General features: G+C 72.0%; 20 protein-coding genes and 1 riboswitch. Of the genes, 11 read left to right on the top strand and 9 right to left on the bottom strand.

Features of this window, described 5'->3' with window-relative positions; translation table 11 throughout:
- The first annotated feature begins 21 nt into the window (after positions 1 to 21).
- The 3 genes from ACZ6Y1_RS29485 (at position 22) to otsB (ending at position 2,609) form a co-directional block, all read left to right on the top strand.
- Entirely contained in the window at positions 22 to 1,326 is a 1,305-nt protein-coding gene (locus ACZ6Y1_RS29485) for an extracellular solute-binding protein (RefSeq protein WP_469636505.1), read from the top strand.
- A 90-nt stretch (positions 1,327 to 1,416) separates the two neighbouring features.
- Positions 1,417 to 1,653 carry a DUF3263 domain-containing protein gene (locus tag ACZ6Y1_RS29480; protein ID WP_376658593.1) on the top strand — a complete coding sequence of 79 codons (237 nt, stop codon included), beginning with the start codon at positions 1,417 to 1,419 and terminating at the stop codon, positions 1,651 to 1,653.
- Between the two features lie 104 nt (positions 1,654 to 1,757).
- Positions 1,758 to 2,609 carry a trehalose-phosphatase gene (gene otsB, locus ACZ6Y1_RS29475; RefSeq protein ID WP_469636501.1) on the top strand — a complete coding sequence of 284 codons (852 nt, stop codon included), beginning with the start codon at positions 1,758 to 1,760 and terminating at the stop codon, positions 2,607 to 2,609.
- Positions 2,610 to 2,879: 270 nt separating this feature from the next.
- Here the strand turns inward: otsB and ACZ6Y1_RS29470 are convergent, their stop codons facing one another.
- Entirely contained in the window at positions 2,880 to 4,325 is a 1,446-nt protein-coding gene (locus ACZ6Y1_RS29470) for an alpha,alpha-trehalose-phosphate synthase (UDP-forming) (RefSeq protein WP_469636498.1), read from the bottom strand.
- A gap of 46 nt (positions 4,326 to 4,371) precedes the next feature.
- Positions 4,372 to 5,322: a glucosyl-3-phosphoglycerate synthase gene (locus ACZ6Y1_RS29465; protein WP_469636496.1), complete on the bottom strand. Its 951-nt coding sequence runs from the start codon at positions 5,320 to 5,322 to the stop codon at positions 4,372 to 4,374.
- A 185-nt stretch (positions 5,323 to 5,507) separates the two neighbouring features.
- Positions 5,508 to 5,660: riboswitch (SAM riboswitch) on the top strand.
- A gap of 17 nt (positions 5,661 to 5,677) precedes the next feature.
- On the opposite strand from ACZ6Y1_RS29465, the gene thrC reads away from it, so the two are divergent.
- The 4 genes from thrC (at position 5,678) to groL (ending at position 9,872) form a co-directional block, all read left to right on the top strand.
- Positions 5,678 to 6,952 (top strand): threonine synthase, encoded by a 1,275-nt coding sequence (gene thrC / locus ACZ6Y1_RS29460; RefSeq protein ID WP_469636493.1) that lies wholly within the window; start codon positions 5,678 to 5,680, stop codon positions 6,950 to 6,952.
- A gap of 36 nt (positions 6,953 to 6,988) precedes the next feature.
- Positions 6,989 to 7,267 (top strand): MoaD/ThiS family protein, encoded by a 279-nt coding sequence (locus ACZ6Y1_RS29455; protein WP_469636491.1) that lies wholly within the window; start codon positions 6,989 to 6,991, stop codon positions 7,265 to 7,267.
- Positions 7,268 to 7,675: 408 nt separating this feature from the next.
- Positions 7,676 to 7,882: a cold-shock protein gene (locus ACZ6Y1_RS29450; protein ID WP_030009783.1), complete on the top strand. Its 207-nt coding sequence runs from the start codon at positions 7,676 to 7,678 to the stop codon at positions 7,880 to 7,882.
- Positions 7,883 to 8,249: 367 nt separating this feature from the next.
- Entirely contained in the window at positions 8,250 to 9,872 is a 1,623-nt protein-coding gene (gene groL / locus ACZ6Y1_RS29445) for a chaperonin GroEL (protein WP_469636487.1), read from the top strand.
- Between the two features lie 123 nt (positions 9,873 to 9,995).
- Here the strand turns inward: groL and ACZ6Y1_RS29440 are convergent, their stop codons facing one another.
- Positions 9,996 to 10,424: a GNAT family N-acetyltransferase gene (locus ACZ6Y1_RS29440; protein ID WP_469636484.1), complete on the bottom strand. Its 429-nt coding sequence runs from the start codon at positions 10,422 to 10,424 to the stop codon at positions 9,996 to 9,998.
- Between the two features lie 16 nt (positions 10,425 to 10,440).
- Positions 10,441 to 10,791, bottom strand: coding sequence for a hypothetical protein (locus ACZ6Y1_RS29435; protein ID WP_469636481.1), 351 nt, complete (start codon positions 10,789 to 10,791; stop codon positions 10,441 to 10,443).
- A gap of 134 nt (positions 10,792 to 10,925) precedes the next feature.
- Here ACZ6Y1_RS29435 and ACZ6Y1_RS29430 point away from each other — a divergent pair, with 134 nt between their 5' ends.
- On the top strand, positions 10,926 to 11,540 hold the full coding sequence (locus tag ACZ6Y1_RS29430) for a phosphoribosylanthranilate isomerase (protein ID WP_469636478.1): 615 nt from the start codon (positions 10,926 to 10,928) through the stop codon (positions 11,538 to 11,540).
- A gap of 1,181 nt (positions 11,541 to 12,721) precedes the next feature.
- Here the strand turns inward: ACZ6Y1_RS29430 and ACZ6Y1_RS29425 are convergent.
- The 3 genes from ACZ6Y1_RS29425 to ACZ6Y1_RS29415 all read right to left on the bottom strand — a co-directional run bounded on the left by ACZ6Y1_RS29425 (position 12,722) and on the right by ACZ6Y1_RS29415 (position 15,002).
- A complete protein-coding gene (locus tag ACZ6Y1_RS29425; RefSeq protein WP_469636475.1) occupies positions 12,722 to 13,117 on the bottom strand; it encodes a VOC family protein in 396 nt (131 codons plus the stop codon).
- Positions 13,118 to 13,285: 168 nt separating this feature from the next.
- Complete coding sequence (locus ACZ6Y1_RS29420) at positions 13,286 to 14,527, bottom strand: chymotrypsin family serine protease (protein ID WP_469636472.1); 1,242 nt, start codon at positions 14,525 to 14,527, stop codon at positions 13,286 to 13,288.
- Positions 14,528 to 14,657: 130 nt separating this feature from the next.
- Complete coding sequence (locus ACZ6Y1_RS29415; RefSeq protein ID WP_469636469.1) at positions 14,658 to 15,002, bottom strand: protease inhibitor I9 family protein; 345 nt, start codon at positions 15,000 to 15,002, stop codon at positions 14,658 to 14,660.
- 349 nt (positions 15,003 to 15,351) lie between these two features.
- On the opposite strand from ACZ6Y1_RS29415, the gene ACZ6Y1_RS29410 reads away from it, so the two are divergent.
- On the top strand, positions 15,352 to 16,533 hold the full coding sequence (locus ACZ6Y1_RS29410; RefSeq protein ID WP_469636466.1) for a S8 family peptidase: 1,182 nt from the start codon (positions 15,352 to 15,354) through the stop codon (positions 16,531 to 16,533).
- A gap of 4 nt (positions 16,534 to 16,537) precedes the next feature.
- Here ACZ6Y1_RS29410 and ACZ6Y1_RS29405 read toward each other — a convergent pair whose 3' ends face one another.
- Together ACZ6Y1_RS29405 and ACZ6Y1_RS29400 are read right to left on the bottom strand one after the other, a co-directional pair.
- Positions 16,538 to 16,792 (bottom strand): DUF397 domain-containing protein, encoded by a 255-nt coding sequence (locus ACZ6Y1_RS29405; RefSeq protein ID WP_469636463.1) that lies wholly within the window; start codon positions 16,790 to 16,792, stop codon positions 16,538 to 16,540.
- Complete coding sequence (locus ACZ6Y1_RS29400; protein ID WP_469636460.1) at positions 16,776 to 17,612, bottom strand: helix-turn-helix domain-containing protein; 837 nt, start codon at positions 17,610 to 17,612, stop codon at positions 16,776 to 16,778. The genes ACZ6Y1_RS29405 and ACZ6Y1_RS29400 overlap by 17 nt, the downstream gene beginning before the upstream one ends.
- Before the next feature lie 115 nt (positions 17,613 to 17,727).
- Between ACZ6Y1_RS29400 and ACZ6Y1_RS29395 the strand changes: the two genes are divergently transcribed.
- Together ACZ6Y1_RS29395 and ACZ6Y1_RS29390 are read left to right on the top strand one after the other, a co-directional pair.
- A complete protein-coding gene (locus ACZ6Y1_RS29395; RefSeq protein WP_469636457.1) occupies positions 17,728 to 17,946 on the top strand; it encodes a hypothetical protein in 219 nt (72 codons plus the stop codon).
- On the top strand, positions 17,943 to 18,590 hold the full coding sequence (locus ACZ6Y1_RS29390) for a hypothetical protein (RefSeq protein ID WP_469636453.1): 648 nt from the start codon (positions 17,943 to 17,945) through the stop codon (positions 18,588 to 18,590). The genes ACZ6Y1_RS29395 and ACZ6Y1_RS29390 overlap by 4 nt, the downstream gene beginning before the upstream one ends.
- The last annotated feature ends 2 nt before the right edge of the window (positions 18,591 to 18,592 follow it).

The following is an 18,592-nucleotide window of genomic DNA, read 5'->3' as shown; positions in this document are numbered from 1 at the left end:
CAAAGGGGTGGATCGAGAACCGTGAAGGGCCGTTTTCTGAGCCTGGCCGCGTCCGGCGCCGCACTGTGCCTGACCGCCGTGACGCTGACGGGCTGCGGAGCCGTCGGGGGACTCACCGGGGACAACGAGGTGACCCTGCGGGTCGTGGCGGCCGACTACGGGGACAATCCGCAGAACTCCTCGGCGGCCTACTGGAAGGACCTCGCCACCGGCTTCGAGAAGGCCAACCCGGGCGTGCACGTCGAGGTCAGCGTCTACTCCTGGTCCGAGGTCGACGCCAAGGTCGCCGCCATGGTCAAGGCCGGCAAGGCCCCCGACATCGCCCAGATCGGTGCCTACGCCGACTACGCGGCAGCCGGGAAGCTCTACACCGCCGACGAGCTGCTCTCCGTACGCACCGAGGCCGACTTCCTCGCACCCCTCGCCGACGCGGGCAAGGTCAAGCGCGTCCAGTACGGGATGCCCTTCGTCTCCAGTACCCGGCTGCTCTTCTACAACGAGAAGCTGCTGGCGGACGCGGGCGTGGTCGGCAAGGACGCCAAGCCCGGATCGTGGCAGCCGAAGAACTGGGCCGACCTGGAGGCGGCGGCGAAGAAACTCAAGGCCGCGGGCGTCCCCACCCCCTTCGCGGTGCCGCTGGGCCGAGAGGAGGCGCAGGCCGAGACGATGATGTGGACCCTCGCGGGCGGTGGCGGCTACACCGACAACGAGGAGGCGTACGCCATCGACTCCCCGGACAACATCAAGACGATGGAATTCCTCCGGGACAGGCTGGTCGGCCAGGGCCTCACGGGCTCCGTCGCACCGGGGAAGCTCGACCGGCAGGCCGCCTTCGACGCCTTCACGCGCGGCGAGGTCGGCATGCTCAACGGCCACCCGACGCTGCTGAAGCAGGCCGCCGCCACGGGCGTGAAGTTCGGGATGGTGCCGCTGCCGGCGGCCGACGGCTCCGCCCCGCAGGCGATGGGCGTCGCCGACTGGGTCATGGCCTTCAAGAACGGGCACCGCCAGGAGTCGGGCAAGTTCCTGGACTGGCTGTACGAGCCGCAGAACGTGACGGCCTTCACCGCCCAGTACGACCTGCTGCCGGCCACCACGAGCGGCTACCGGGCCGTGGAGTCCGGTACGGGCGGCGCGGCGCCGCAGCTGAAGACGTTCCTGGCCGCGCTGCCGAACGCGAAGTTGTACCCCGTCGGCAAGAAGTCCTGGGCGGGCGTCAGCGAGGACATCAAGGAAAAGATCGGCACCGCCGTGCAGCCGGGCGGGCAGCCGGCGAAGGTGCTGGAGGACATCGCGTCGGCCGCGCGGGCGGCCGACGCCCACTGAGGGCGGGCCGGAGTGGGCCGGGCGGGCCGGGTGGTCTGGGCGGTCCGGGCGGTCCGGGTGGGTGTCGGTGGGCGGCGTTAATCTGGCGGTATGACGGACGAGGGGCAGTTGACGGCCACCGAGGCCGCGGTGCTCGCGTACGAAGGCCGGACCTGGCCCGGGCCCGGGGTCAAGGAGCGGGCCATACGGGAAGGGCTCGGCATGACGCCCGTCCGGTACTACCAGCTGCTCAACACCCTCATGGACGACCCGCGGGCCCTCGCGCACGCCCCGGGCACGGTGAACCGGCTGCGGCGGATCCGCGAGGCGCAGCGGGCGAGGCGGTAGCGGGCGGGGCGGTAGCGGGCGGGGCGGTGGCGGGCGAGGCGGTGGCGGGCCCGGACTTCGTGGCCCCGTAGCCGCGGCCCGGCTGGGCCATTAGGGTCATCCGTATGGGGAGCACTTCGCACCATCACCTGCCGATGCCCGTCACCGCAGCCGGACGCGAGGGCCTCGAAGCCCTGCTCCGCGCACCCCGCCGTTCCGTGGTCGCCCTCGACTTCGACGGCACCCTCGCCGAGATCGTCCCCGACCCGGACCAGGCCCGCGCCCACCCCCTGGCCGTCCCGGCCCTCTCCGCGCTCGCCCCCGAAGTCGACTCCGTCGCCGTGATCACCGGCCGGCCGGCGGGCGTCGCCGTACGGTACGGGGGCTTCGCTGGGGTTGCCGGCCTGGAGCACCTGGTGGTGCTGGGGCACTACGGGGCCGAGCGGTGGGACGCCGTCACCGGCATAGTCCACGCCCCCGCCGAGCACCCCGGGGTGGCGGCCGTACGGGCCGAGCTGCCGGGCTTCCTGGAGTCCATCGGGGCGTGGCGCGGCACGTGGATCGAGGAGAAGGGCCGGGCGCTGGCGGTCCACACGCGGCGGGCCGCCGATCCGGCCGCGGCGTTCGCGGCCCTGCGGGAGCCGCTGGCGGACCTGGCGGCGCGGCACGGGCTGATGGTGGAGCCGGGGCGGGCGGTGCTGGAACTGCGGCCGCCGGGGATGGACAAGGGCGTCGCCCTGACGGAGTTCCTCGCGGAGCGGTCCGCGGAGGGGGTGCTCTACGCGGGGGACGACCTGGGGGACCTGGCGGCGTACTCGGCCGTCGAGAAGCGGCGGGCGGAGGGGCTGCCGGGGCTCCTGATCGCCAGCGGCTCGGCGGAGGTCCCGGAACTGGCGGCACGGGCCGACCTGGTCCTGCCCGGCCCGGCGGCCGTGGCATCCTTCCTGGCCGACCTGGCGGGGGTACTGCGGGGGTAAGTCCCCGGGGGCAACGCCGAGGGCCGGCCATGTCCCCCCTCGACCCCTGGGGCTGCCCGGCGGCTGCCCCCGCCCCCGGGTGGGGGTGGGGGGGCCGGTGGCGGCCGGTACGCCGCTTCAGCGCGCGGGGCCCGGCATGCGGGCGGGGGCGGGTGGGCAAGCGCCGAGCAGCCCCCGGGGGGCGAGGGGGGAGATGGCGGGGTTTCCGCTGCCTGCCCGCCAGCCGGCCAGCCGGGGCCCCCGCAGCCCCCCAACGGACGGCGGGGCCGGTCAGTTGCGGAGGGATTGGAGCTGGGCCGTGAACCAGGCCGCCGGGGGGAGGGCCGTCGCGGCGGCGGCCAGGCGTTTCGTGCGGTCCGCGCGCTCCGTGGCCGGCATGGACAGGGCAGTGTGCAGCGCGGCCGCCGTCTCCGAGACGTCGTACGGGTTCACCGTCAGGGCGTCCCGCCGCAGCTCCTCGTACGCCCCCGCCCCCGTCGACAGCACCAGCGCGCAGCCCGCCTCCGACACCACCGGGATCTCCTTCGCCACCAGGTTCATGCCGTCCCGCACCGGGTTCACCAGCGCCACGTCCGCCATCCGGTACGCCGCCAGCGAGCGCGCGAAGTCGTCCTCGACCGACACCAGGACCGGCTGCCAGTCCGGGGTGCCGAACTCCTCGTTGATCGCTGTGGCCAGGGACGAGACGGCGGCCGTGTACGTCCGGTACACCTCCAGGTCCTGCCGTGACGGGTACGCGGACGCCAGGTGGACCACCCGGCCCCGCCATTCGGGGTGGACGGTGAGCAGCTCCCGGTAGGCCAGCAGGCCGCGCAGGATGTTCTTGGACAGTTCCGTGCGGTCCACCCGGACGATCGTCTTGCGGTCGCCGACCTCGGCCCGCAGCCCCGCCAGTTTGTCGTCGACCACCGGCCGGTGCGCGAGCGCCCGCAGGTCGTCGCCGTCCACGCCCAGGGGGTGGACGTCCACGTCCGTGAAGCGGGTCTCCGCTCCCGCCCGCCGGTGCTGGACGCCGCGGCGGCGGTCGCCGCCCGGCAGGGCGCCCCACGCCAGGCCGGTCGCGTCGTCCGTCTCCGCACCGCTGATGAAGGCCGACGCCCAGGCCCAGGTGTGGAAGCCGAGCCGGTCCGCGCCGAGCATCCCCCACGTCAGCTCCGACCGGACGTCCTCCGGCAGCATGTCCAGGTACTCCGGCGAGGCCCACGGCGTGTGCGTGAAGTGTGCGATGCGCAGATCGGGGCGCAGTTCCCGCAGCTGCCCGGGGACCAGGGCCAGGTGGTAGTCCTGGACCAGGACGCACGCATCCTCGGCGGCCTCCTCGGCCAGGGCGGCCGCGAACGTGTGGTTGTAGGAGCGGTAGGAGTCCCACCGGCGGCGGAACTCCGCGTCGAAGACCGGCTCGCGCGGCACGTCGTACAGGTGGTGGTGGGTGAACCACAGCACCGAGTTCGCGATGCCGTTGTACGCGTCGTCGTAGACGGTGGGGGAGATCTCCAGCATGCGGACGCCGGGCTCGCAGACCCCCCGGCGGACCGCCTCCCTGTCCGCCTCCGACAGGGCCGCGCAGATCCACAGGGCCTCCCGCTGCTCCGCGAGGGCCGCGGAGAGGCCGGAGACGAGGCCGCCCCCGCCGCGCCGGGCGCTGAGCGTGCCGTCGGCGGCGAGGTCGTAGGAGAGCGGGCCGCGGTTCGCCGCGACGAGTACCTGAGAAGCCATGCGGCGAACCTAGCCCCGGCAGGTCCCCCTCAAACCATGCGAAACCTCACGCCACGCGGCGCAGGGCGTACTCCTTGACGCCGAGCATCGGCGGCCGTTCCTCCGTGTCCACCGGGTGGGTGTGCGGTACGAACCCCTCCGGTCCGCGCTCGAACTGCGTCAGCTCGGGACGTACGAGGTGCCCGCGCGACAGCCGCACCAGGGCCGTGCGGTAGATCGCCGCGGCCATTCGGCCCAGCGCCTGCCCGTCCTGGTGGCGGTGCACCCGTACGCCCACGTCCACCTGGGCCAGCGCGTCCAGCCCGACCGTGTGCAGCGCGTCCACCAGCAGCCCCAGCTCGACGCCGTACCCGACGGGGAAGGGGAGGCGTTCCAGCAGGGAGCGGCGCACGGCGTACTCGCCGCCCAGCGGCTGGACGAAACCGGCCAGCTGTGGCCAGTGGAGGTTGAGGAGGGGGCGGGCGACGAGTTCGGTGACCCGGCCGCCCTGGCCCGGCGCGTCCCCGAGCGGGCGGTCGTACATGGCCTTGACGAACTGCACGTCCGGTTCGGTCAGCAGCGGCCCGACGATGCCGGAGACGAAGGAGGCCGAGAAGTCCCGCAGGTCGGCGTCGACGAAGCAGACGATGTCGCCGGTGGTCGCCAGCAGCGAGCGCCACAGCACCTCGCCCTTGCCGGGCAGCGCCGGGATCCGCGGCAGCACGTCGTCGCGGTGCACCACCCGGGCGCCGGCCTTCGCCGCGACCTCGGCCGTCCGGTCGGTGGAGCCCGAGTCGATCACCACCAGATCGTCGACCAGCGGGACCGGCAGTCCCTCGATCAGCTCCCGCCGGATCGTCTCCACGATCGCCCCGACCGTCGGCTCCTCGTCGAGCGCGGGCAGGACCACGCTGACCGTGGTGCCCGTCGCCCGTTTCCGGTCGAGCAGCTGGTCGAGCGGTCGGTCGGCGGCTGACCAGGAGCGGTCTGCCAGCCAGCGCTCCACCTCTTCCAGCACCCTCAGCACTCCCTGCGTTTCGGCGTTATGGTGCGATATGTGATCCATCTCGCGGTTCGGACAGCAGTCTCAGCCGCCCGGACCTTCGGTTACAGTCTTGAACAACGCGAAGGACCGCCGCATGCCGGGGGTCCCCGCGGACAAACGCACCGGCGCGCCACAGAGCGCGTGTGCCGGTGCCATACCGCTCATCCAGAGGGGCAGAGGGACACGGCCCGTTGAAGCCCCGGCAACCCTCCAGTCGGTTCTCGCGATGCGACACGCATCCCGCGGGGTCCCCGGCTAGGGAAGGTGCCAATTCCGTCTCATGGCGAAGTGCGCCATGGGGAAGATGAGGAGAAAGGGCCTCGCCATCATGGCTGCACAGACTGTCGCCACCTCTGTTGACCTCGGACCCGCCAACGGTCTCTCCTGTCGCGAGTGCGGCACCCGCTTCGAGCTCGGCCCCATCTTCGCGTGCGTCGAGTGCTTCGGACCGCTGGAAGTCGCCTACGACCTGCCCACCGGCGACCCCGAGGCCCTGCGCGCCGCGATCGAGGCCGGTCCCAACAACATCTGGCGCTACGCCCCGCTGCTGCCCGTCCCCGCGGACGTGGCCTCCAAGCCGAGCCTGAACCCCGGCTTCACCAAGCTCGTTGACGCGGCCAACCTGGCCAAGCAGCTCGGCGTCACCGGCAAGCTCTACGTCAAGGACGACTCCGGCAACCCGACGCACTCCTTCAAGGACCGCGTCGTGGCCATCGCCGTCGAGGCGGCCCGCGCGTTCGGTTTCACCACGCTCTCCTGCTCCTCCACCGGCAACCTGGCCGGCGCCGTCGGCGCCGCGGCAGCCCGCGCCGGTTTCCGGTCCTGCGTGTTCATCCCGCACGACCTGGAGCAGGGCAAGGTCGTCATGGCCGGTGTCTACGGCGGCGACCTGGTCGGCATCGAGGGCAACTACGACGACGTCAACCGCTTCTGCTCCGAGCTCATCGGCGACCCGCTGGGCGAGGGCTGGGGCTTCGTCAACGTCAACCTGCGCCCGTACTACGGCGAGGGCTCCAAGACCCTGGCGTACGAGATCTGCGAGCAGCTCGGCTGGCAGCTGCCGGACCAGATCGTCATCCCGATCGCGTCCGGCTCCCAGCTGACGAAGATCGACAAGGGTCTGCAGGAGCTCATCAAGCTCGGCCTCGTCGAGGACAAGCCGTACAAGATCTTCGGAGCCCAGGCCGAGGGCTGTTCCCCGGTGTCCGCCGCCTTCAAGGCCGGTCACGACGTGGTCCGCCCGCAGAAGCCGAACACCATCGCCAAGTCCCTGGCGATCGGCAACCCGGCCGACGGCCCGTACGTCCTGGACATCGCCCGCCGCACCGGCGGTGCGGTCGAGGACGTCAACGACGAGCAGGTCGTCGAGGCCATCAAGATCCTCGCGCAGTCCGAGGGCATCTTCGCCGAGACCGCGGGCGGTGTGACCGTCGGCGTCACGAAGAAGCTCATCGAGAACGGGCTGCTCGACCCGTCGCTGACCACCGTGATCCTGAACACCGGTGACGGCCTCAAGACCCTGGAGGCGGTGGCCGCCGACAGCGGCCAGACCGCCACCATCCGCCCGAGCCTGGACGCGTTCCGCGCCGCCGGCCTGGCCTGACCACTCCCTACGCACTACCGGAAAGGCAGTAGCGCCATGAGCGTCAACGTCCGCATCCCCACCATCCTGCGCACCTACACCGCCGGCGCCGCCGAGGTGACGGCCGAGGGCGCGACCCTCGCCGAGGTCATCGAGTCGCTGGAGAAGAACCACCCCGGCATCGCCGCGCGCGTCCTGGACGACCAGGGCAAGCTCCGCCGTTTCGTGAACGTCTACGTGAACGACGACGACGTGCGCTTCGAGGGCGGGCTGGAGGCGGTGACGCCGGACGGCGCGGGCGTCTCGATCATCCCGGCCGTCGCGGGCGGCTGCTGACCGGTCGTACACGGACTGCCGACAGGTTCTCCATAAATAGAATTGCCCCCTCCGCTGGAAGCGGAGGGGGCAATTCTGCTTGATTGGGCACGGTAGAGTTGGGGAAGTCCCCTCCGCTGTTCTTGCCCGGTGCATATGAACGGGTCGCGTGAGGGTCGACATCTGGTCAATGTGCGGGTGCGTTTTGGGGCTTTGGCGAGATATGTCGGGCCCGAGTTGCCCTGGAATATGCCAAATTTTCACTTCATTTCAATGTATCTGAGTGTCCAGATTTCTCGTCGGATTGACCTGTTGCAGACAGCATCGGCGCAGATACATTCAGCCTCGGTCGACGCGTTCCGACGCAAGTTCTGACCCGGTAACGCGAAGTGCGTTCCCGCGCAAGGGCCAGTAATAGGGGAGTTAGGCATGGCTCAGGGCACCGTCAAGTGGTTCAACGCGGAGAAGGGCTACGGCTTCATCGCGGTCGACGGTGGTGCGGATGTGTTCGTCCACTACAGCGCCATCCAGATGGACGGATACCGCACCCTCGAAGAGGGTCAGCGGGTCGAGTTCGAGATCTCGCAGGGCCAGAAGGGTCCGCAGGCGGACATGGTCAAGCTCGCACTCGGCTGAGTCCCGGAGCGATCGACCACCGACGCGACACGTACGCGCGCACCCGCGTACGCGCATACACAACGAGGGGCCCGCATCCGAGGAGGGATGCGGGCCCCTCGTGCGTCGTTCCGCGCGTCGCCTCGCGCGTTTGCCGTACGTCCCTTGGGGCGTGGCCCGGTCTTGCCCCAAGCCGCTTGCACTCGCGGGGGTCGAGTGCTAATCATTGGCGTTAGCACTCTCCGGTTGAGAGTGCTACTGAACGAGGACCGGGTCGGTGAGGCCCGCAGGGTCCGGCGGGAAGGAACCGCCGGGCACGCAGGCCGTCCGTCGCGGGCGCGGGCGCGGTCCAGGAGCAATCCACCGCTGTCCGGGAGGACCACTTCAGATGGCCAAGATCATTGCGTTCGACGAGGAGGCCCGTCGCGGCCTCGAGCGTGGGATGAACCAGCTCGCCGACGCCGTCAAGGTCACCCTTGGCCCCAAGGGTCGCAACGTCGTCCTTGAGAAGAAGTGGGGCGCGCCCACGATCACCAACGATGGTGTCTCCATCGCCAAGGAGATCGAGCTCGAGGACCCGTACGAGAAGATCGGCGCCGAGCTGGTCAAGGAAGTCGCCAAGAAGACGGACGACGTCGCCGGCGACGGTACGACCACCGCCACCGTCCTGGCCCAGGCTCTCGTCCGCGAGGGTCTGCGCAACGTGGCCGCCGGTGCCAACCCGATGGCCCTCAAGCGCGGTATCGAGAAGGCCGTCGAGGCCGTCTCCGCTGCCCTGCTCGCCCAGGCTAAGGATGTCGAGACCAAGGAGCAGATCGCTTCCACGGCCTCCATCTCCGCCGCCGACACCCAGATCGGCGAGCTCATCGCCGAGGCCATGGACAAGGTCGGCAAGGAAGGCGTCATCACCGTCGAGGAGTCCCAGACCTTCGGTCTGGAGCTGGAGCTCACCGAGGGTATGCGCTTCGACAAGGGCTACATCTCGGCGTACTTCGCCACCGACATGGAGCGTATGGAGGCGTCGCTCGACGACCCGTACATCCTGATCGTCAACTCCAAGATCGGCTCGGTCAAGGACCTGCTGCCGCTCCTGGAGAAGGTCATGCAGTCCGGCAAGCCGCTGCTGATCATCGCCGAGGACGTCGAGGGCGAGGCCCTGTCGACCCTGGTCGTCAACAAGATCCGCGGCACCTTCAAGTCCGTCGCCGTCAAGGCCCCGGGCTTCGGCGACCGCCGCAAGGCCATGCTCGGCGACATCGCCATCCTCACCGGCGGCACGGTCATCTCCGAGGAGGTCGGTCTCAAGCTGGAGAACGCCGGTCTCGACCTGCTCGGCCGCGCCCGCAAGGTCGTCATCACCAAGGACGAGACCACCATCGTCGACGGTGCCGGTGACAGCGACCAGGTCGCCGGTCGCGTGAACCAGATCCGCGCCGAGATCGAGAACTCCGACTCGGACTACGACCGCGAGAAGCTCCAGGAGCGCCTCGCGAAGCTGGCCGGCGGCGTGGCCGTCATCAAGGCCGGTGCCGCGACCGAGGTCGAGCTCAAGGAGCGCAAGCACCGCATCGAGGACGCCGTCCGCAACGCGAAGGCGGCCGTCGAGGAGGGCATCGTCGCCGGTGGTGGCGTGGCCCTGCTGCAGGCCTCCTCGGTCTTCGAGAAGCTGGAGCTCAACGGTGACGAGGCGACCGGCGCCAACGCCGTGAAGCTCGCGCTGGAGGCCCCGCTGAAGCAGATCGCCGTCAACGGTGGTCTCGAGGGCGGCGTCGTCGTCGAGAAGGTGCGCAACCTGGCCGTCGGCCACGGTCTGAACGCCGCGACCGGCGAGTACGTCGACATGATCGCCGAGGGCATCATCGACCCGGCGAAGGTCACCCGCTCCGCGCTGCAGAACGCGGCGTCCATCGCGGCCCTGTTCCTCACCACCGAGGCCGTCATCGCCGACAAGCCCGAGAAGGCCGGCGCCGCTGCCGGTGGCGGCATGCCGGGCGGCGACATGGACTTCTGATCCACCGCGGGCCGGCCTCCGGCCCTGGTAGATCGGCTGTTCCTCACGTACCGAGGGCGGCACCCCTTCCTGACGGAGGGGGTGCCGCCCTCGGGCGTTCCAGGTGGCGGCGCGGGTCGGCTGTCAGCCCAGCCGCTTGAGGAAGTAGACGTCCTCATGGCCGCCCGGGAAGCCCGGGACGCGGGCCGTTTCCTCGTAGCCGTGACGGGCGTAGAAGGACGGGGCCTGGAAGGTGAACGAGGAGACGAGGACGCTCACGCAGCCCCGGGCCCGCGCCTCCTCCTCGGCGGCGGCCAGGAGCTTCGCGCCCCAGCCAGCGCCCCGGCTGTCCTCGCGGACCCATGTCATCCCTATGCCCGCACGGTCGCCCCAGCTCCAGCCGCTGAGCCCGGCGACGAGCTCTTCGTCCGCGTCCGTGATCCGCACGGTGAACTCGGACTGCTCCTGCCCCGGCGTCGCGGCCTGGTTGAAGGCGCCCAGTTCCTTGCTCAGACGCGCGTCGAGCGCGGAGTCCGGGCCGCCGGTCCTGATCTCTGCCCCGTTGTCGTTCATGGGGCCATCGTGCGGGTCAGAAGCCGGTGGTGTCGATCTTGAATCCGAAGGGGCCGGGACGGGCAGGGGCTCGCCGAAGGAAACCGTCGTGCGGGAGCGGTATCCGTGCGGGGACGGGTCCCAGATCTGGAAGAGGAACGGCGCGATGTCCGCGACAGGTCCTTCCGGGGGCGGGCGCCTCGAGTTGCTTGCGCAGTGCCCGCATGGGGCGGTAATAGCGGCGCATGGACCACGGTGACACGACGATCTTCCCCCGGATGAGCTCGGCCTTGAAGCCGTCCGGCGTGTCCATCTCCTCGACGGTGCGCAGGAGCGTCTCGAACGTCGGTGGTGCCGTCTGCTCTATCGGTGTGGCCCGTTCGGTCATGGTCGTCCCCGTTGTCCTCCGTATGGCCTGCCGCAACTGGGCATGAGCGCCGTCCAGGCTGGCGACGCAGTGTTCGTCGTGCCCGGATACCGAGACGGATCACCACCGACCGGGGGCTTTGGTTGACTGGGGGCATGAGCGATCTGTTCGTCAAGATCTGCGGCCTCAAGACCGCGTACGACATCGACGTGGCCGTGGCGGCCGGGGCCGATGCCGTGGGGTTCGTGTTCGCGCCCGGGAGCCCGCGGACCGTCGACGCCGCGACCGCGCGGGAGCTGGCGGCGCGGGTGCCGGAGGGGGTGCTGACCGTGGGGGTGTTCCGGGGGCAGTCCGTCGAGGAGGTGCGCCGGTTCGCGGACGAGAGCGGCGTACGGGGTGTGCAGCTGCACGGCGAGGAGGGGCCCGAGGACTTCGCGGCGCTGCGCGCCGAGGGGCGCACCCTGCTGAGGGCCACCGCCGAGCGGGCGGCGCGCTGCGGGGAGTACGGGGAGGACCTGCTGCTCCTCGACGCCCCCGACCCCGGCTCCGGCAAGCCGTGGAACTGGGCCGCGGCGGACTTCACCGCCCCCGGGGGCCGGTGGCTCCTCGCGGGCGGGCTGAACCCGGGCAACGTACGGGAGGCCGTCGAGGTCACCGGGGCGTGGGGCGTGGACGTGTCCAGCGGGGTCGAGTCCTCGCGGGGAGTGAAGTCCCCGGCCCTGATCCGATCCTTCATCGAAGCGGCCCGGGGCGGCCCGTTCCCCGGGTAGCCGGGGGGCCGGGCGAAGCCCCCGCTCCAGCCGCGCCGGCGCCTGACGCACGGGCCCGGGGCCGAGCTCCCGCTCCAGCCGCGGCGGCGTTTGAGCCGGGGGGCCGGGCCGAGCTCCCGATCCAGCCTCGCCGGCTTGAGGCGCGGGGTCTGGGCGGAGCCCCCCACCCGGCCTCGCCAGCCTGAGGCGCGGGTCCGGGCGGCCCCCGCACCCAGCCTCGGCGGCGTTTGAGCCGCGGGGCCGGGCCGAGCTCCCGATCCAGCCTCGCCGGGTTGAGGCGCGGGGTCTGGGCGGAGCCCCCCACCCGGCCTCGCCAGCCTGAGGCGCGGGTCCGGGCGGCCCCCGCACCCAGCCTCGGCGGCGTTTGAGCCGCGGGGCCGGGCCGAGCTCCCGATCCAGCCTCGCCGGGTTGAGGCGCGGGGTCTGGGCGGAGCCCCCCACCCGGCCTCGCCAGCCTGAGGCGCGGGTCCGGGCGGCCCCCGCACCCAGCCTCGGCGGCGTTTGGGGCGCGGGTCCGGGCGGGGCCCGATCCAGCCTCGCCGGCTTGAGGCGCGGGGTCCCGGCGGGGCCGATCCAGCCTCGCCGGCGTTTGAGGCGCGGGGTCTGGGGCGGAGCCCCAGGGCGGGTCCGGGCGGAGCCCGGGGAACGGTGGAAGGGCGGGTAGGGGACTGCTCCGCGCAGCGGGGGTCGTGGCGGGCCGGCGGGGCCGGCCGCGCGCCGGGGCACCTCCTCGGGCGTCGAACCTGCAGAGGCACCGGCAAGTGCGGCGTGGTTCGTTCGACGCCCTGCGGGGGCACCCCGCCGCACACCCGGCCCCGCCGGCGCGGGGGTGCCGCAGGGCCGAGCCGCCGGGCACCCGGGTTCGAGGGCGTGGGGCGCCGCGGGGCTGACTCGCCCGGCACCCGGGCCCCGGGGGCGCGGCGGTGGCGCAGGGCCGAGCCGCCGGGCACCGGGGTCGAGGGCGCGGGTCGCCACGGGGCTGACTCGCCCGGCACCCGGGCCCCGGGGGCGCGGCGGTGGCGCGGGGCCGAGCCGCCGGGCACCGGGTTCGAGGGCGCGGGTCGCTGCGGGGCTGACTCGCCCGGCACCCGGGCCCCGGGGGCGCGGCGGTGGCGCAGGGCCGAACCGCCCGGCACCCGGGCCCCGGCGGCGCGGCGGGGGCCGCACCGCCGGGTGTGGGGTCAGGGCCTGGCGTAGGGCCTTGTCATGATCTCCATGTTGTGGCCGTCCGGGTCGGCGAAGTACGCGCCCCGCCCGCCGAAGAGGCGGTTGACGCGGCCCGGATCGGTGTGGGCGGGATCGGCGTAGTAGGTGACACCGATCGCCTCCAGCCGGGCGATCATGCCGTCGAACTGCTCGTCGGGCACGAGGAACGCGTAGTGCTGCGGCTGGAGCGGCTGGCCGGCGGGCTGCTCGTAGTAGTCGAGCGTGACCCCGTTGCCGAGGTCGACGGGCAGGAACGGGCCGAAGGGGGCGCCGGGCTGCAGGCCCAGGACGACGGCGATGAACTCGGCCGACAGCTGCCGGTCCGTGGCGTGCACGACGGTGTGGTTGAGCTGGACTGATGTGACGGACATGCTGGGGTTGCTCTCCAGGTCTCGGGTCTCGGGTTTCGGAAGCGAGTACGTGGAGAGGACGGCGGGCCCCTGGCCCGCCCGGTGGTCACGCGGAGGCCGGAGGCCTCACTCGTGCATGGCCCAAGGCCGACCCGGCAGTCACCGGGCCGACCTTACGCGCTGTCGGTGTCAGTCGGCGAGCCGGAGGGCGAACCTGTCGAAGATGTCGCCCACTTCGATCCAGCCGATCTGCTTGCAGCCCTGAGCGGTCCCGGCCCCCGAGCAGTTGAATCCCGCGACGACCATGCCGTTGAGCTGCCGGGAGTCCTGGTCGTTGACGGTGATCACCGGCCCGCCGCTGTCGCCGGGACGGGCGATGACGGGGCCGGGGCTGGGGTTCGGGTCGCTGGCGCTTCCCCAGACGTAGGCGCCGTTGTTGACCCAGGTCGCGCTGCCCGCGTAGGCGGTGCGGATGTTGCAGGCGACCTTGGTGGTGTAGCCCAGCTGGCAGGTGAAGTCGCCGACCGCCGCGTTGCGCACGCCGTTGAGGCGGCGGGTGTACCCCTGCGCGTCGACGCCGTCCCACGTGTAGCGGCTCGTCGGCGTCTCGATGAACGCCGAGTCGAGGTCGTCCAGCTTGGCTCCGACCGTGCCGACGCGGAAGCCGCCGGCGGTGGAGACGGTCTCGCCGAGCCCGTAGCAGTGGCCCGCGGTGACGAGCCACTGGCGGTTGTCGACCGTGCTGTGGGCCGGGATCCCGCTGGTGCAGTGGGCGAAGGAGCCGTTCGCGGGGCCGAGCGCGGCCGCCGCGTAGAACGGCGCCCGGTCGTCCCACCGGCTCAGCGGCACCGCGGGGGACGACTGGCGGACGCGGATGGGGGTGCTCCGGGCCGCCGCGAGCTGCTCGGCGACGGCGGGCCCGGCGAGGTACTTCTGTGCGGCCTTCGCGTCGTCGACGGTGAGCTCGATCGCTCCGCCGTCGACGGTGCTGCCCGCCATCTCGATGCGGAAGGGGAGGTCCTTGCGGCTGCGGAAGTCCGTGATCTCCTTCCTGAGCTGCTGCAGCGTCCTCGCGCTCCTGCGTACGTGGAGAAGTGCGGTGTCGGCCTTCGGGGCGGCCTCGCGCACCGCGGCGAGGAAGGCCGCGCCCCGGGTCGTGTCGGTGAGGTAGACGTTGACCGAGCGGTAGTCGGGGGCCATCTCGACCTGGGTGTACACGTCCGCGTACGCACCACGGCCGACCCGCGCCGCGGCGTCGGCCACCATCCTGAGCGGTTCCAGCACCTCGCCCTGCTGCTGCGGCGTCATGGCCGCCACGGCATCGGCGGACAGGGGCCCGGGCGCCTCCGCTTCGGCGGTCGCCGTCGCACCGAGAGGCAGGACGGCCAGCACGGTGGCGAGCGCGAGCGAACGCCAAGCAGCCTTGTTCATACATCTCCTCGAAGGGTGACTCTGTGTGCACGATGTGTACGCAGCGTGACCGTAGTGATCGCCCGAAAAGCCCGGCAAGGGCGCACGGCGGCCCGCGGGGGGCGTGCAGGGGGCGTACGCCTTGGCCGGCTCAGGCGGTGGAGGGCCCGCCCGAGGAGGCGGAACCGTCCTCCTCGACCGACTCCACGACCGTGTCCGTCGCCCGCAGTGCCGCGACCTGCCCGGGGGAGAGGCGAGCGGCGAAGCCGTTCGTCACCGTGCGGAAGACATGGACCGGAGTGATCCCGTAGGCCCGCGCGACGGCGCCCGGGTCGAGGCCGCGGCGGACGGTGACGATGTACGTGGGGTGGTCGGCCGGGGCCGCGTGGGGCGCGGGAGCGGGCTCGAAGGCGGCTGCGTGGGCGGGCGGGGCGGCGACGGTGGCGGCCAGTACGACGACGGCCACGGGCAGGGCTCGGCTCAGACGGGTGCGCATGCGGCGAGGCCATCACCTGGGACGGAGCCGGTCAACGACGGCCGCGGGTGTGGCGGGGGCACGGGGAGCTCACCGTCCGTGCGCCCCCTGGAGTGGGGGCGGGCCGTACGGGTGATCTTGCCGGGGCGGCCGTGACCGTACGGACCGGGACCAGCCGGAGCGGGGCCCGGACGGACGGGGAGAGAACCCTTTCCGCGGCGTGCGCGCCGGAGGATCGGCCGGACGGGGGCGGTGGTTCAAGCCGCGCCGGGACGGCGCCCGATGGAAGGGAGGCCGCACCGGCCCGGCACGCGCCGTCGGGGGCGGCTCACGCACGCCGACCGTCCACCCCTTCTCTGGAGCCACTTCCATGCGCCTGCTCGCACGTCTGGCCACCGCCACCCTCCTCGCCGTCACCCCGGTCGCGGCCGGCACGGCCTCCGCCGCCGCCCCCGAGCCGACCCCGGCCCCCTTGCTCACAGCGGCCAACCCGGTGCCGGGCAAGTACATCGTGACCCTGGAGAAGGGCCGGCAGGCAGCGAAGATGGCGAAACAGCTGGGCCTGAAGCCGTCGTTCGTCTACACGTCGGCGATGAGCGGCTTCGCGGTCCCGCTGAGCCCGCTGGAGCTGTCGCTCGTCCGCAAGAGCCCGGGAGTGGAGAAGGTCGAGGAGGACGCCTCGGTCCAGGCCCTGCCGATGCCGTCCTCACCGGGAGCGATGCGGGCCCCGTCGAATTCGTGGGGCCTGGACCGGATCGACCAGCAGAAGCTGCCGCTGGACAACAGCTTCACCACTTCCGGCAACGGCGCGGGGGTGACGGCGTACATCCTCGACAGCGGCATCGACTACGCGCACGACGAGTTCGCCGGGCGCGCCACGTTCGGCTTCGACGCGGTCGGCGACGGCCGGGCCGGCCAGGACTGCCAGGGCCACGGCACGCACGTCGCGGGGACGGTGGGCGGCAAGACGTACGGGGTGGCGCGCAAGGCGAACCTGGTCAGCGTCCGCGTCCTCGGCTGCGACGGCAAGGGCGCGTGGTCGGGGATCATCGCGGGCCTGGACTGGGTGGCCAAGAACGCCAAGCAGCCGGCCGTGCTGAACGGCTCCCTGGGCGGGGACCGGTCGGACGCGGTCAACAACGCCGCGACCGCGCTGTCGGACGCGGGCGTCCTGCCCGTCATCGCGGCGGGCAACAGCGCGGTCGACGCCTGCCGGATCTCCCCGGCCTCGGCCGCCCGGGTCCTGACGGTGGGCGCCACCAACGTGTGGGACGAGGAGAGCAGTTTCTCGAACTACGGGCCGTGCGTCTCCCTCTACGCACCCGGCGAACAGATCACCTCGGCGAAGCTCGGCGGCGGCTCGGTCGCCCTGAACGGCACGTCGATGGCCGCCCCGCACGTCGCCGGGGTGGCCGCCCTCCTGAAGGCGGCCTACCCGCAGGCGACCCCGGCCGAGCTCGCCCAATGGCTCGACTCCAAGTCGACCCGGGGCGCCCTGAGCAACCTCGGCAGCGGCAGCCCGAACAAGCTCTTGTTCACCGGGGGTCTGTGAGTCGTCAGAGGGTCGCGACGAAGGTGGCCCAGGCCCGTGCGTGGAACACCACGTGGGGGCCTTCGGGCTGCTTGGAGTCCCTGACGGGGACGATGTCGGCGTGCCCGTCGGCGACTTCGAGGCAGTTGCCGCCGCTGGCGTCGCTGTACGTCGACTTCCGCCAGGTGGCCATCTCCACGCAGCTGCCGCCGCTCCCATCGCTGTAGCTGGACTTGTGCCAGACGGCCGTCGACAGGTCGTACTCAGGTGTGCTGATCATGTGCGTAATCCTCCGCCACGGACTCGATCAGAGCCAGGGATTGGCTGGGTGGCAGCGCGCTGGCCGTGAGGAGATCGTAGGTCAGGGTGTGCCGGGCGACCTCGGCTGGACCGTCCAACAGCCTTCCTGTGCCATTGCCTTGCACGTAGGCGAGTGGCGGAGCATCCTCGAAGGACAGCAGCTGAAGAGATCCGCCCATGGAGGCGTGGGCGCCCGCGTTGAAAGGGATCACCTGGACGAAGATCCGCCGCGCCCGAATCAGAGCCGCGATATGGCCCAGCGCCTCGGCCATCACGGTCCTGCTGGCGACCACTCGCCGGAGCACTGCTTCGTCCAGCACGCTCCACAACAGGGGTGTTGTTGGGTCGGACAGTAGCGTGGCGCGAGCCAGCCGGGCTTCGGTCAGTTCGTCGATGACCCCCTGCGGCGCGGTGGGCTGGTAGGCGTGGAACACTTCCCGGGCGTAGGCCTCCGTCTGGAGCAGCCCCGGGATCAGGAGGGGTGCGTACTCACGAATGGATTTCGCCTCCGCCTCCGCCTCGGCGGCCTCCACGAAGTGATCCGGGTACTTGGACTTGGCCGCCGCCCCGCAGTTCCGTGCGAAGAAGCCGTTCGTCCCGAGGATGTCGTCTATCTGCCGCGCGAAGTCGATGTGCATCCGGCGCGTGCCCGCCTCCAGTTGGCCGATGAAGGAGCCGCTCACGAAGAGCGGTTCGCCGAGCTCGGTCTGGCTCATGCCCGCGCGCTCGCGCGCCACGCGGAGTTCGGCGCCCAGGAGGGCCCGGGGTGAGGAGGAGGGGTCGAGGTTCTTTCCTGGCATGGCAACTCCCTGACCAACACGTGCGGTTGTTGCGGTGTCCGCATTGAAAGGCTAGCGAGCCCGTCGCCACGCTGTGTGTCGAAGTCGGATACGCAGAGTAGAAAGGTGACATGTCATGGTGCTCTCCCCACAGGAGCGCATGCAGGCGGCCGAAGAGGCCGTCCAGCAGCTGAAGGAGTCCCTGGCCGGAGTGGGGGTGGTCTTCCCCTCGCTCGACGTGGAGCGGGTCTCGGCCGCCGGTACCTACGGCCTGCCGCTGGTCGACCTCGGCCGCTGCAACCTGGACACCGCGCTCCGGCTGGCCGCCGTACTCCACGAGAGGGCGCACCCGTGAGCGAGGCGGTGGAGTGGGGTTTCGAGCTCGGATGGAAACTGCACGCGCTGGAGGCGGCCCTGGCCGGCGGCGCGTGGAGGCGCGGGGGTACGGGGCTCTCCGTACGGGTGTGCTGCGACGGGGCCGGGCTGTGGACGGCTGTCGGGGACGACGGCGGGCGGCGGGAGGCGCGCACGGCGGAGACGGCGGACGAGGCGACCGCGCTCGTGCAGGAGGCGTTCGGGCTGACGGCGTGGCGGCCGCAGCCGCCCCCGCCGCCCGGGTGGCAGCGGTTCACGCTGCTGCACTGCCCGGTGGGGGAGTGCCCGGAGTTCGAGGACGCCCGTTACGAGGGGCTCAAGGCGCGCCCGCCGCAGGGGTGTTCGGTGGAGGAGGTCGGCGGGTACTTCGGGCTGCGCTGCGAGCGGCCGGGTGCGCGGCTGCTGGACGCGGTCGCGCAGACCGTGCGGGAGATCCGCGAGGACCACGGGCTGCTCATGAACGACCTGGGCATCGAGAAGGTGTGGGAGTGGTCGGCGGACGGTACCGACGGCTGGGGTGCCGAGATCGTCGGCCAGTTGCTGCTGATGGCGGCCGAGCGGGGGCCGGCGCTCGGTTACGGCGCCGAGGACCTGGTGCGCTTCCTGCGCGCGGCCTCGCGCTGACC

The sequence above is a fragment of the Streptomyces sp. NPDC053432 genome, assembly GCF_055585365.1.
The sequence above is the reverse complement of the archived record's forward strand: the minus strand, read 5'-3'. Positions and strand labels throughout refer to the sequence as shown.

Coding starts and splice junctions, on each gene's coding strand:
- ACZ6Y1_RS29430 (WP_469636478.1), top strand. CDS start 10,926: ATGAGCGATCTGTTCGTCAAGATCTGCGGCCTCAAGACCGCGTACGAC.
- ACZ6Y1_RS29470 (WP_469636498.1), bottom strand. CDS start 4,325: ATGGCTTCTCAGGTACTCGTCGCGGCGAACCGCGGCCCGCTCTCCTAC.
- ACZ6Y1_RS29455 (WP_469636491.1), top strand. CDS start 6,989: ATGAGCGTCAACGTCCGCATCCCCACCATCCTGCGCACCTACACCGCC.
- groL (WP_469636487.1), top strand. CDS start 8,250: ATGGCCAAGATCATTGCGTTCGACGAGGAGGCCCGTCGCGGCCTCGAG.
- ACZ6Y1_RS29440 (WP_469636484.1), bottom strand. CDS start 10,424: ATGAACGACAACGGGGCAGAGATCAGGACCGGCGGCCCGGACTCCGCG.
- ACZ6Y1_RS29450 (WP_030009783.1), top strand. CDS start 7,676: ATGGCTCAGGGCACCGTCAAGTGGTTCAACGCGGAGAAGGGCTACGGC.
- ACZ6Y1_RS29410 (WP_469636466.1), top strand. CDS start 15,352: ATGCGCCTGCTCGCACGTCTGGCCACCGCCACCCTCCTCGCCGTCACC.
- ACZ6Y1_RS29480 (WP_376658593.1), top strand. CDS start 1,417: ATGACGGACGAGGGGCAGTTGACGGCCACCGAGGCCGCGGTGCTCGCG.
- ACZ6Y1_RS29435 (WP_469636481.1), bottom strand. CDS start 10,791: ATGACCGAACGGGCCACACCGATAGAGCAGACGGCACCACCGACGTTC.
- ACZ6Y1_RS29425 (WP_469636475.1), bottom strand. CDS start 13,117: ATGTCCGTCACATCAGTCCAGCTCAACCACACCGTCGTGCACGCCACG.
- ACZ6Y1_RS29415 (WP_469636469.1), bottom strand. CDS start 15,002: ATGCGCACCCGTCTGAGCCGAGCCCTGCCCGTGGCCGTCGTCGTACTG.
- ACZ6Y1_RS29395 (WP_469636457.1), top strand. CDS start 17,728: ATGGTGCTCTCCCCACAGGAGCGCATGCAGGCGGCCGAAGAGGCCGTC.
- ACZ6Y1_RS29400 (WP_469636460.1), bottom strand. CDS start 17,612: ATGCCAGGAAAGAACCTCGACCCCTCCTCCTCACCCCGGGCCCTCCTG.
- ACZ6Y1_RS29405 (WP_469636463.1), bottom strand. CDS start 16,792: ATGATCAGCACACCTGAGTACGACCTGTCGACGGCCGTCTGGCACAAG.
- ACZ6Y1_RS29420 (WP_469636472.1), bottom strand. CDS start 14,527: ATGAACAAGGCTGCTTGGCGTTCGCTCGCGCTCGCCACCGTGCTGGCC.
- otsB (WP_469636501.1), top strand. CDS start 1,758: ATGGGGAGCACTTCGCACCATCACCTGCCGATGCCCGTCACCGCAGCC.
- thrC (WP_469636493.1), top strand. CDS start 5,678: ATGGCTGCACAGACTGTCGCCACCTCTGTTGACCTCGGACCCGCCAAC.